The 11,376-nt window shown below is 48.2% G+C and carries 12 protein-coding genes; 4 read left to right on the plus strand and 8 right to left on the minus strand.

Going from position 1 to position 11,376, the window contains the following annotated elements; all coding sequences use genetic code 11:
• Positions 1-3: 3 nt before the first annotated feature.
• Positions 4-564 (minus strand): class I SAM-dependent methyltransferase, encoded by a 561-nt coding sequence (locus ACO9K6_RS11220; RefSeq protein WP_424767658.1) that lies wholly within the window; start codon positions 562-564, stop codon positions 4-6.
• A gap of 18 nt (positions 565-582) precedes the next feature.
• Positions 583-2,031, minus strand: a complete 1,449-nt coding sequence (locus ACO9K6_RS11225; protein ID WP_424767659.1) for a DEAD/DEAH box helicase — start codon at positions 2,029-2,031, stop codon at positions 583-585.
• A gap of 360 nt (positions 2,032-2,391) precedes the next feature.
• Here ACO9K6_RS11225 and ACO9K6_RS11230 point away from each other — a divergent pair, with 360 nt between their 5' ends.
• Positions 2,392-4,590 carry a GDYXXLXY domain-containing protein gene (locus ACO9K6_RS11230; RefSeq protein ID WP_424767660.1) on the plus strand — a complete coding sequence of 733 codons (2,199 nt, stop codon included), beginning with the start codon at positions 2,392-2,394 and terminating at the stop codon, positions 4,588-4,590.
• A gap of 69 nt (positions 4,591-4,659) precedes the next feature.
• Here ACO9K6_RS11230 and ACO9K6_RS11235 read toward each other — a convergent pair whose 3' ends face one another.
• Positions 4,660-5,130: a hypothetical protein gene (locus ACO9K6_RS11235; protein WP_424767661.1), complete on the minus strand. Its 471-nt coding sequence runs from the start codon at positions 5,128-5,130 to the stop codon at positions 4,660-4,662.
• 91 nt (positions 5,131-5,221) lie between these two features.
• Here ACO9K6_RS11235 and ACO9K6_RS11240 point away from each other — a divergent pair, with 91 nt between their 5' ends.
• A complete protein-coding gene (locus tag ACO9K6_RS11240; RefSeq protein ID WP_424767662.1) occupies positions 5,222-5,425 on the plus strand; it encodes an ATP-binding cassette domain-containing protein in 204 nt (67 codons plus the stop codon).
• Between the two features lie 32 nt (positions 5,426-5,457).
• Here ACO9K6_RS11240 and ACO9K6_RS11245 read toward each other — a convergent pair whose 3' ends face one another.
• Positions 5,458-5,769, minus strand: coding sequence for an MGMT family protein (locus ACO9K6_RS11245; RefSeq protein ID WP_424767663.1), 312 nt, complete (start codon positions 5,767-5,769; stop codon positions 5,458-5,460).
• Between the two features lie 339 nt (positions 5,770-6,108).
• Between ACO9K6_RS11245 and ACO9K6_RS11250 the strand changes: the two genes are divergently transcribed.
• Positions 6,109-6,549 (plus strand): helical membrane plugin domain-containing protein, encoded by a 441-nt coding sequence (locus tag ACO9K6_RS11250; protein ID WP_424767664.1) that lies wholly within the window; start codon positions 6,109-6,111, stop codon positions 6,547-6,549.
• A 30-nt stretch (positions 6,550-6,579) separates the two neighbouring features.
• On the plus strand, positions 6,580-7,761 hold the full coding sequence (locus tag ACO9K6_RS11255) for an NAD(P)/FAD-dependent oxidoreductase (RefSeq protein WP_424767665.1): 1,182 nt from the start codon (positions 6,580-6,582) through the stop codon (positions 7,759-7,761).
• Positions 7,762-7,966: 205 nt separating this feature from the next.
• On the opposite strand, the gene greA is transcribed toward ACO9K6_RS11255, so the two are convergent.
• The 4 genes from greA to ACO9K6_RS11275 form a co-directional block, all read right to left on the minus strand.
• Entirely contained in the window at positions 7,967-8,446 is a 480-nt protein-coding gene (gene greA / locus ACO9K6_RS11260) for a transcription elongation factor GreA (protein ID WP_424767666.1), read from the minus strand.
• A 189-nt stretch (positions 8,447-8,635) separates the two neighbouring features.
• Positions 8,636-9,022 (minus strand): hypothetical protein, encoded by a 387-nt coding sequence (locus ACO9K6_RS11265; protein ID WP_424767667.1) that lies wholly within the window; start codon positions 9,020-9,022, stop codon positions 8,636-8,638.
• A 44-nt stretch (positions 9,023-9,066) separates the two neighbouring features.
• On the minus strand, positions 9,067-10,263 hold the full coding sequence (locus ACO9K6_RS11270) for a hypothetical protein (RefSeq protein WP_424767668.1): 1,197 nt from the start codon (positions 10,261-10,263) through the stop codon (positions 9,067-9,069).
• A 733-nt stretch (positions 10,264-10,996) separates the two neighbouring features.
• The gene (locus tag ACO9K6_RS11275) at positions 10,997-11,356 is read right to left on the minus strand and encodes a DJ-1/PfpI family protein (RefSeq protein WP_424767790.1); all 360 of its coding nucleotides are present in this window, start codon (positions 11,354-11,356) and stop codon (positions 10,997-10,999) included.
• Positions 11,357-11,376: the final 20 nt, after the last annotated feature.

Genomic DNA, 11,376 nt, shown 5'->3' on the forward strand with positions numbered 1-11,376 from the left:
TTTTCAAACTACGACAGCCTTCTTGTAAATATAAACCTTCGTCCGATAGGTATCGCGACACGTGATAACACGCTCAGGCTCCCAATCCGGCAGCGCAAAGCAAATACTTATAATATAAGCGCTGCCATGCAGCTGCTCCCGAAAGATCGGGCTTAACCGCTTCATCGCGCCTGGATATAGATAACAAACAACCGTATCCGCACGCTCGTAGGGGTAGATGTATAAATCTCCCCTTATGAACGTCACATTCGTGGCCGGTGCTGTTTTGGCTGCTAATTTCGATACCCACAGCGGAATAAAAGAGTTTTCGATGCCTATTATGCGGCGCTTGGGAAAGTGTCTTCCCGCCTGGAGAGCAAGCGTTCCCCAGCCGGAGCCCGCTTCCACCATAACGCCGCGACCAGGCAACCGCCGAAGCTCATCCACCACCACACGCCGTACTCGCGCCGAGGAAGGCATGGGAGAAATACCATTTCTCCAGCTCATAAAGACGATGGAGAGAACAGCTGCCAGTACCGTCAGAGCGACTGCTAAAGCAAGCATTGTGTCCAGCAATCCTGTCATCTGGATTCACCGCTTTCTCTACCCGTTCTTCCCCCTGCGTACCTTCAACTGCTTCCCCTTCACTGTCGTATGCTGCATCAGCTCAAGCACGAGACTGCCTTTTCCATTCAATATTTCAACATCCGTTACATTGTCCAAAATCGTAATAATCCCGATATCATCAGCGGTTACGCCATCCAGCTTGGCAATGGTGCCCACAAAATCGACCGCTCTCAGCTTCTTTTTCTTGCCGCCATTGAAATTAAGCTTCATGATCTGCTTATTCAGCTGCTCGCGCTTATCCTTCTTAAGGACAGGACCTCTATTGATTTTCTGCTCAAAAGCATCTCTAGACGCCTCTACCTCCTCTGCCGAGGGTGCTGAAGCTTTGGCTATCGCGAAGCCGATATAATCCTCTATCTCCGACAAGCGGCGGCCATCCTTAGGCGTTATGAAGGTAATCGCTTTGCCCGCAAGGCCTGCTCGTCCCGTCCTCCCCGTGCGATGCACATAGCTCTCCTTCTCCAGCGGAATATCATAGTTGATGACATGCGTGATATTCGAAATATCGATGCCCCTAGCCGCTACATCCGTTGCGATTAAGTAGCGGAACTGCCCTCTGCGAAATGCATTCATCACCTCGAAGCGCTCATATTGCTCCATCCCGCCGTGAATGCGGTCACAAGGATAATCAAGCTCCGCCAGCTCCCTGAACACATAATCAACATTCTCCTGCGTCCGGCAAAAAACGATGCAGCTGTCGGGATTTTCGACGATTGTCACTTTTTGCAGCAGCTCAAGCTTATCGTGTTCCGATACGCTGATAAGAGTGTGCTCGATAGTTGCCGTCGTTAAGCCTGTCGATTTCATCGCAATATGGACCGGCTCGTCCATATAGTTCTGTGCTAGCTTCGCCACATCGTCCGGATACGTAGCTGAGAACAGCATCGTCACGCGGTCGCTTGGAAGCTGCTTAATGATCGCCTGCACCTGCTCGATAAAGCCCATGTTCAGCATTTCATCCGCCTCATCAATGACAAGATAGCGGATGCGCGCAAGCTCGAGCGTTCCCCGCTCGATATGGTCCAGTACTCTGCCGGGCGTTCCTACAACCATATGCGTTCTTTGCTTCAGCTCGGCCTTTTGGATGTGAAATGGCGACTTGCCGAATACGGCCGTCGCTTTAATACGTTTATATCGTCCAATATTCGTAATATCCTCATTCACTTGAACGGCCAGCTCTCTCGTTGGCGTCAAAATCAAGACCTGCGGCTTGTTCTCATTCCATTCGGTCAGCTCGCATAACGGAATCCCGTAAGCGGCTGTTTTCCCGCTTCCGGTTTGCGATTTGACAACAAGATCACGCTTCTCAAGCGCTGCCGGAATAACCTCCTGCTGCACCTCCGTCGGCTTGTCAAAACCCAGGCTGTCCAGCGCTTTTACAATTTCCTCACTTAATCCGTAGTCCTTAAATGTCTTCTCGCTCATCATTAAACCTCTTCCGCTTCATATTGTCATAACCTCCATTATAACCGAAATACCGACGATACTTGCGAAATTCTTCCTCGGAGCATCCACTGAAGGCAATCTTCCGGCGGCGGCGACGCAAAAGGTCGTATATCCTCACGAGCAGCAGGCGCTTGACGTATCTGATGCATATGCGAAAAGCGATTATGATACCGCGTACACGGAGTTCCGCGAAGGCCCTGACTTCATGTTCGCTGGCAGGTACTACAAAAAGTGAGTACTAGTCGGTTGCCAAACGGGTCACTATAATAAATAACATACCAACATGAAAGGCATGTGAGTGCGATGCTTCGTTTAAATGTTACTCGGGGCGGTTTCCTGATGGGCGTATCTCTCCTGCTGGCAGCTATTATTTATTTCTTCGCCGCCAACTGGAGCGGACTCGGCCGCGCCGACAAAATTCTCACTTCCGCGGGCATTATCGTCCTATTCTATGGCGCAAGCTATATTCTGTCCAAAGCGAAAATCATGCTCGGTCATCATTCGTTTTTATCCTCGGTATTGCTCGTGGGCGGCTGTATTTCGTTTGGCGCCGCGGTGGCTCTGCTTAATCAAATTTATAATTCGCATGCGGACAGCTATGAGCTATTTCTTATCTGGTCGATCCCAGCGCTGCTGTTTGCCGTCATTACACGCTACAATCCTTTTTATATTCTGGCGTATACGCTCGTTCACCTGACGTTATGGCAATATTTTTACCCGACCTCCCTCCCTGTCATGTACAGCGATGAGCAGCGGCTGCTGATCGGCGGGTTGTTCGCCATTGTTAATTTTATTCTATTCGTATTAACCGAGAAAGAGCTTCTGAGATCGCATCCGCTTAAAATCGTGAGCTTTATCATCTTTCACAGCTCCTTGCTCATCTTATCCAGCGCCTTCAACGATGCCTTATACAAGCTGGGATTGAATATTGCTTGTGCTGCCGCCATCGTGATTGGCTTCTATTATTTCGCCCGCATTCGTCTTAATAAAACCATGCTCACCTTAAATGCGCTGTCGGCATCCGCCTTTGCTGTATTCAAATTTTTTGAGCTTATGTCGGCGCATGCCTCCACGACCTTCTTCATTTTAGGGCTTGTCTTCGTTGCCCTGCTGCTCACCGGAAATGTGCTGTTCTTCCGCTTTCTGAATAAGCTGGGCCGAACCGCTGCCACTTCCGAGGGTGGAGAAACCTCTTCGCATGCAGACGCCCAGAAGAGCAATATGGCAGGCAAAATCGTATCGACAATCGTAACCGTCATCGGCATCCTGATCGGAAGCATCTCCTTGATAGGTCTCGTTATTGCAGCCACTGGCGACATCGAGCCGCAGTATATTTTATATGCCGCCGCTCTGCTGCTTATCGCACCTGTCATCTTGCTTCGTCGCAGCAATCCGGTAGTACGCTACACACTGCTGACGATTGGTTACGCCGTCGGCATGGTTTCAATCGCGTGGATCGACGCGATCAGCTTATCTCTGCTATTTCTTGCAGTGAGCATCGGCGGCTGGTTCCGGCTGCATGGACGCGCTCAGCATTTCTTTACGTATTCGCTGATCAATAGCAATATCGCAATCCTATTGTTTCAGTTGCTTGAAGGGGTACAGGACGCCGCCGCATACATGGTGCTCATCTTAACGGGGTTGAACGCGCTCGTTTATGCGGGTCAACTACTGCTGCGCGCAGGCCCAATGCGTCAGCATTTACGTGAATGCGGACTGCTGTTCACGTTGCTGTTCCTATTTTGGCTAACCTTTATGAATGATATTTTCCCGCAGGCGCATGTGCTTTTCAACGTGCTAAATTTCGTCGTCGTTACAGCTGCAGCATTCGTGTTTGTGCGCCGCAATAAGGCCTATGAGTCCGCTGTCAGCCTGTCATTCTGGTTCATCTATATCGCGTTCAAATACTATGACCTACTGTGGACGCTGCTGCATAAATCGATTACGCTGGCAATACTTGGAGCTGTCGTGATTTCAATCACGTCTATTTATGCCTATCGAACACGCGCAAGTATATCTGACGAAGCAAGCCATCGTCGTCTCATTCTACGCAAAAGCCCGATCCTGATTGCAATCGTCATTATTCTGCAGTTGGGCTATATCGGCTACCATACCGCGGCCAGCGAATCGCTGCTGTCGAACGGGACATCGATCAAACTGCAGATTGAGCCGCTTGATCCAAGGTCGCTGCTGCAAGGCGATTATGTCACACTGAATTACAGCATCTCCACCCCGCCGCAAGCCATTGCCGACGAGCTTGAAGAAAAGCCTGGTATGAGCCGCATAAAGGTCGTGCTTCGTCCTGATGACAGAGGGGTCTATATATTCGATCGCCTATATAAGAAAGGCGACACGCTCTCCGATAAGGAAGTCATCATAAACGGCAAGACAAGCGGCTGGCAAAGCATCTACTATGGCATCGAAACCTATTTTGTACCTGAGGGTACTGGTACAGAAACAGAGCAGAACGCCCGCTTCGCTCACATTAAGGTGAGCAAGAGCGGAGACGCGCTGCTGGAGCGACTGACCAAGCAATAAAAAAAAGCAGGACCTATCGATTCTTCAAGAGCCGATAGGTCCTGCTTTTTTTGTTGGATTTGGTCTAGGCTATTCTGCCGCTTGATTGGCCAGCCTGCTAAGCTCCGGAAGGTCCTCCAAATACCCGTTCCGCGAAAGCTCGGACAACGCTCTGCGAATGGTTTGCTCGTCCTCGCCCGACTGATCAGAGAGCAGCAGCAGCTCGGTCAGCGAAGTGACCTTATGCTCCTTGCAATAGGTGAGCAAGCCCTTGGCTGCCCAAGACAGACGATCATCCTGGAATTCACCGATCATTTTGCGGAACAATTTATGTGGAATAAGCTGCTCATCAACGAGTGCCTGCATCGCTTTCATTGCTTGCTTCGACGTCATACGCCCCTTGCTTGCAACATCTGCCAGTGTCAGAGAAGTGGAATCAGCTGTGCTGGAGCTCAGCACGATATAAATCATTTGCGAATAAATATCGAGGTTCGGCTTGAAAAAAATTTCAGTTGAAATGGTAAAGTTGCGTATTTGACTTGCTGTAGCTTCCGTTGTCATTACGTGTTACTCCCTTCCGATTGGTCTTTCTATCATAAAGATTCGGACAAAAGCTTTCAATTGAGCCTTTATTAGAATTTTATAACCAAATGTGGAGGCAACGGCAGGCGAGATCCGCTTTGCAATGGTCAAGGAAGCGATGGAGCTTAGCGGCATGAGCGTTTATAAGCACTATTACCCAAGCAAGCTCTTCGGCGGACAGCAGCAGCGGCTCGGTATTGCCCGGGCAATGGTGCTGCGGCCAGCGTTACTATTGGCGGACGAGCCAGCGGGCAGTCTCGCTAGCGAAAGCTAATCTTTGCCCTGGTTAGCTTTTCTTTCATTTTTTCAGTCCATACTTTCATAACGATATTTCGACAGGTCCACCTGCCCAGCCTCACTCGTTGCGACACCCTCCTCATTCAGGTTGAGCGTCTGCATAAAGCGTGCTTCCTCGTCCTGAATCGCTATCTCGCCTTTGGCATTGACGACCCGATGCCAAGGCAGGTTATGAGCGGCGCTAAGCGAGTGAAGAATGCGAACAACCTGCCGTGCCCCCCTTGGACTGCCGGCAAGCGCGGCAATCTGACCGTATGTCATCACATAGCCTGCGGGAATGTCTCTAATGATCCTCACAACTCGTTCCGTAAATGGCTGCACAGCACTCAACTCCTCCCTTTTTCATCGTTAGCTGCAGACGGGCACATTCGAAGTATAGGGGGTTCCCTGTTTTTTTTTGAAAAGAGATAAATTTCTTTTTTATTTTTACGCCAAACGATGTATTATATAAACAATGGGTTTGCATCCGATGTCGTCACTTTGCTAAAACTTTATACCTCACCACAGTCACAAGTCTCTTGCCAATCTTCTTTAGGCTATTTCATAAAAAACTATGTGAAAAGTGTAACAATGTTCTGAGGTGTAACCTGCATTATTAGCGTATGACACAATTGAGACTACAACCTGCTTACAAATTTACGTAAAGGAGGACATTCTCTGATGTCACAACTATCAACTAACCAAGAGGTTGCAGCAGGCCTCGTCGAAGAAAAACAAACATTAGACATTCTTGATCAGTTAATGAAGCCGGAGGTTCAGCAATCGTTAACCGTATTGGTGGACAACCTTCCGAAACTAGCTGAGATGGTCACGCTTATGACTAAGGCTTATGACTTCGCGCAAAACATTGCAACGGACAAAGTGTTAATTAATGATTTCGCTCAAGGTATTGGTGAATTCGTAAAACCGGTTCAAGAAAAAGCTAAAGGTATTGCGACTGCGGCTATGGAAGCCGGCGAGCGTTCACAAGAGGCTGCAGGATCGACTGTAGGCCTGTTCGCAATGTTGAAAATGCTGAAAGACCCTGAGGTGCAAAAAACGCTGCGCTTCGCCCAAGCATTCTTGAACGTGATGGCTGAACGTAAAAACGACAAGAACTAATCACGGATTACAAACGAACGGAGGATAAACATGTCGAAGCAAATTCTAATTCTTGGCGGCGGTTACGGCGGCTTACTGTCCGCATTGACAGCACGTCAGCATCTATCGGCGTCGGAGGCAAGCATTACGATCGTCAATCGCTTCCCGACCCACCAAATTATTACCGAGCTCCACAGATTGGCTGGAGGCACCATTGCAGAGGGAGCTGTATCGCTTCCCCTTAACAAGCTGCTGAAGGACAAGGACGTAAATATCATCGTAGATACGGTAAAAGAAATCAAGCCTAACGAAAAGCAAGTCGTTCTCTCCAGCGGTCAAGTACAAAAGTATGATGCGCTTGTCGTTGCCCTTGGCAGCGAAACGAACTACTTTGGCATTCCAGGTCTCGAAGAGAACAGCCTTGTTCTTAAATCCGTTGCTGATGCGAATCGCATCCGCGCGCACGTTGAGGCTCGTCTTGATGCTTACAAAAAATCCGGCAGCAAAGCTGACGCAACAATCGTTGTCGGCGGCGGCGGCTTGACTGGCGTTGAGCTTGTTGGTGAATTTGCGGATAAGCTGCCTGAGGTTTGCCGCAGCAAAGGCATCGACTTCAATGATATTTCGCTTTATTGCGTAGAAGCAGGTCCTGCTGTTCTTCCCATCTTCCCGAAGGTGCTCATCGAGCGTGCTGTAGCAAGCCTAGAGAAGCGCGGCGTGAACTTCATTACCGGCGTTGCGATTACAGAAGCTACCAAAGACTCGGTTAAACTTAATGATGGCCGTACAATTGAATCCAATACAATCATTTGGACTGGCGGCGTTAAAGGAAATCCAGTTGTCGGCAGCAGCGGCCTTGCAGAGGATCGCGGTCGTTCGACCGTCACTTCGACACTGCAATCCACTTCGCATTCGGATGTATTCCTAGCTGGCGACTGTGCGGTCGTATTCCCAGAGGGCGGCGAGCGTCCTTACCCGCCAACTGCTCAACTAGCTTGGCAAATGGGCGAAACGGTTGGCTACAACCTGGCAGTGCATTTCAAAGGCGGGGTCATGGACAAGTTCGTACCGGTATTCTCCGGCACGCTTGGAAGCCTCGGCCGCAAAGACGCAGTAGGCACGATCGGCGGCAACGCTACGCAGCTGAAAGGCTTGCCAGCATCGCTTATGAAGGAAGCGAGTAACGTTCGCTACCTGTCGCATATCCACGGTCTATTCGCACTAGCTTACTAAAATAAAGAGGGTGTCCTAAAGGGTCCAACTGACCTAAGGGACACCTCTTTTTTTGAGTTAAAATACACAAAGAAACGATCCTCCCAAGGAGTAATTCCTTTGTATATCCAATGCACCAAGGACCAACTTTGCTTGCCAATGGACCTTGAAGAAGATTCAGCGATCGCGGGCCTAAAAAGAACGTCTGTATCCCCTATTCGTGCATTTATAGCGCTCTTATTTCAAGCAGCTCGTACTGGATCACACCCACGGGTGCAGTGACATTAATAATACTGCCGACTGATTTACCAATAAGCTCCTTGCCAAGCGGGCTTTCGTACGAAATTTTGTTCTCCGCAACGTCCGCCTCTTCCGTTCCTACGATTTTATATTCGATTTTCTCGGAAAATTCGATGTCGTTTAGTACGACAACCGACCCTATATTCACGATTGAGACATCCAAGCTTTCAGCATCGACGATGCGGGCCTTCTTCAGCATTCTATCCAGCGTAAGAATTCTTGTCTCCATGAATGCCTGATCTTCTTTAGCCGAATGATACTCGCTGTTCTCCTTCAAGTCGCCGTAGCTGATCGCCAGCTTAATACGGGCCGCTAATTCCTTGCGCTTCACATATTTCAAATCGTCAAGCTCTGCTTCTAATTGCGCCAAGCCCTCTTTGGTTAATATTACTTCGTCCCTCGACATAGCCACAGCTCCCAATTGATTTATTGCTCTTATTCTAACCTATATTTGCTGTCGATGCATGTGATGTATGTTATCGTTAGTCGAACTTTGTTTTACCAAGTAATATTTCATATTATTTCATACCACTTAGTAATTCCTAGTAATACTAAGTGGTATGTGGTAAAACTAAGTATTAATTAGGAGTCAAACCTAGATCCAAGCCTCAATATCATCGTCATCGATCTCTTCCTCTGCGGGAGGTTCTGGACGATGCGCAGCTTCTTGAAAGGGCTCGGGATTACTGCCGAGCACACCTTCCTTAGCTTCTGTCGCAGCCGCCGACTCCATTCCCACAGCATCATAAGGAGAACGCGTCATCGCATCCGGAGAAACCTCCCCGCCACGCAGCATACTCCTCTCCGCAGGAACATAAGTCTGCAAATTTCGAACACCATGATGAGCAATTTCTCTTTCTATTAAATAACGAAGCGAATCCATAAGATTGGTCTGCGCATTAATCCATTGCATAACGAGCGGATCCTCTGACTTCTTCGTCTTCAAGCTGAAATTATCACCGGGCTGCTTTGTTTTCTTCACCTGCATCACCTACCGAATTCTGTGGATTGCCAAGGGGTCTGTCCTTATGCAGGCTGTACCGCCTTATTCTTAAGCGCTTCATAAATTTTGCCCCTTACGAAGGCATCAAGGCCCATCGCATTCAGCTGTACCGCATAGTCGGCTGGGATATAGAGCAGCTGCATTTCACGCTCGGCGCAAAGCTCCTTTAGTTGAGGAGCCAGAGTCGATTGCATAAGAATACTGCCCCCGCCATACACACAAATCAGATCAATCTCATTGCGTGCCTTCGTGAGCTGTCGCTTAACATTTTGCACAATTTGCTTCACTTGGCTTTCCAGCGGCCTTTTCAGCGTCTTCAGCGCCCGCGCATGATATTTATGCTTCGGATTCTTGATCACATCGCTGAAGAACTGTCTCGGACTATTCGGCAGGTGGATCAGACGATTAAATTCATCCAGCGCTTCCTCGATCGCGTAACCAGCGCCATGATGGCTGCCATGTACGAACTGCCTCAAAAATTTATTGCCTTCGGTAATCGGATATTCTGTAGATCCATCGCCGATATCCACATGAAGAATACGTTTATCTTTAAAATAGCTGCCGTTGAATTTCTTCTCGATCCCGTATTCTTTCAGAAATTGTTCAAAAATATCGCCTTCCCGCCAATTGCCCTCGGCATCCTTCTGAAGCGTGAAAATGACAGGCGTCGCTTCCGGCACAACCTTGGTGAATGGAAATGTAATTTTTACCCCAACACGCATAATGCCTAGATGAACCGTGACATGATGAGAGCCGGACGTAAACCGTTTCTCGAACTTTGCCGATGTCTCATCCGTATGCTGCGTGACGGGAAGAGCGGTCGCCATATCCACCTCAACCTCAAGCTGATCAACAATTTTTTTCTCTTCCTCATACGACTTTTTGACGGCCATCGCCGCGATTTGAGCAAGTGTATTAATGACCGGCAAATCCATATCGCTTTTCAAATCAATCCCGATTTGCAAATTATCGAGAATTTCGCCGCTTTCCAAAGCAAACTTGCCTACATAATACATACCTGGCCTTGCCGCAGGCGAATCAATGGTGACGACAAGCTGGTCCTGCAAATTTTTAATAAAGCTCTCCGGAGACTGCTCCTCGCTCCACGGAAGCTCGTCCACCGCGCAATTGACATTCGGCTGCTGCACCAATTGTCCGTCTATAATCAGATCATGCTCACTGTTTCCGTTATCGTTGCCTACAAAGAAATGAAATTTCATTTTCGCTTTCCTCCCCAAACAAATATTTTATGAAGCTAATTCGGTATCGAAAGTTCTTCATATAAAACAAACCATAGAGCATGGTATTACTTTGCCATACGAAGTATTAGCGCACAACCCGCTTTAGACCTAGGACAGGTTAATCTTTTCTCATTAAAAATTGTCATAAATATGCGAATAATGTCCACCCGTAAAAATAAAAGCTAACCCTTGCTCTCAGGGTTAGCTTTGTTCGCTTATAATTTAACCTAATATTGATTCACAATCGGACGGTTGGCGGATACTAGCTGCACGCGGGTAGGAGTACCCGTTTCAACGGTAACCATCGTGCTTAATTTCAATTCGAAAGCTGCGAATAACGAAAGAGCAACCAACCATTTTTTTAACCTTCAAAGATCCAACGACAATCGTTTCTCCTTCTATTTATGTCCTGTTATTATTCGATAGGTTTATGCCTCATCGATTACTAGAAGTATAGCATGGGAGCTTATTTTTCAACAAAAACCGTGCTTGGCGAAAACAAGCCGCAGTTGGTCAATTATCGTCAATTCGATGGCTAAAACCGATTGCCGCGCATCCTTTTGCGACCGCGCTCTCGTTCTCCAGTCCGTGAACAAAAATCGCACATCCCATCCTTTAAGCATAATCTAATAGCAGAGCTGTAACTGACTGTAGAGCAAAAAGACGAAAAAGCCCCGGTTTTCCAGGCCTTTTTCGTCTTGTTACGAAGCAATTATCGCTGCGGCACAGCAGCGCCGAGCTTGTTCAGCGTTTCACGGATAAAAGCCGGTTCATCGGCAGGCGTACGTGAGGTGATATAGTTGCCGCTCACAGCAACCTCTTGATCGACATAGTTAATGCCAGCATTAATAAGATCGTCCTTCAAAGCAGGAAAGCTCGTAAGCGTCTTGCCTTTGGCTACGCCTGCGCTGATCAATATTTGCGGACCGTGGCAGATCGCCGATATGACTTCCCCTTGGCTGTCCATGTCTTTTATGAACTGCAAAATTTGCGGATTAAGTCGAAGATTTTCCCGCGATAACCCGCCTGGAATGACGACGCCATCGAATTGATCGGCCTTCACCTTATCAATAGACGCATCGGTAACCCTAA

The organism is Paenibacillus praedii (genome assembly GCF_049725345.1).
Classification (GTDB): Bacteria; Bacillota; Bacilli; order Paenibacillales; family Paenibacillaceae; genus Pristimantibacillus.

What these genes read in the sequence shown, in the direction of transcription:
- ACO9K6_RS11225 (WP_424767659.1), bottom strand. Translation starts at nt 2,031, where the DNA reads ATGAGCGAGAAGACATTTAAGGACTACGGATTAAGTGAGGAAATTGTA.
- ACO9K6_RS11255 (WP_424767665.1), top strand. Translation starts at nt 6,580, where the DNA reads ATGTCGAAGCAAATTCTAATTCTTGGCGGCGGTTACGGCGGCTTACTG.
- ACO9K6_RS11250 (WP_424767664.1), top strand. Translation starts at nt 6,109, where the DNA reads ATGTCACAACTATCAACTAACCAAGAGGTTGCAGCAGGCCTCGTCGAA.
- ACO9K6_RS11230 (WP_424767660.1), top strand. Translation starts at nt 2,392, where the DNA reads ATGGGCGTATCTCTCCTGCTGGCAGCTATTATTTATTTCTTCGCCGCC.
- greA (WP_424767666.1), bottom strand. Translation starts at nt 8,446, where the DNA reads ATGTCGAGGGACGAAGTAATATTAACCAAAGAGGGCTTGGCGCAATTA.
- ACO9K6_RS11270 (WP_424767668.1), bottom strand. Translation starts at nt 10,263, where the DNA reads ATGAAATTTCATTTCTTTGTAGGCAACGATAACGGAAACAGTGAGCAT.
- ACO9K6_RS11235 (WP_424767661.1), bottom strand. Translation starts at nt 5,130, where the DNA reads ATGACAACGGAAGCTACAGCAAGTCAAATACGCAACTTTACCATTTCA.
- ACO9K6_RS11220 (WP_424767658.1), bottom strand. Translation starts at nt 564, where the DNA reads ATGACAGGATTGCTGGACACAATGCTTGCTTTAGCAGTCGCTCTGACG.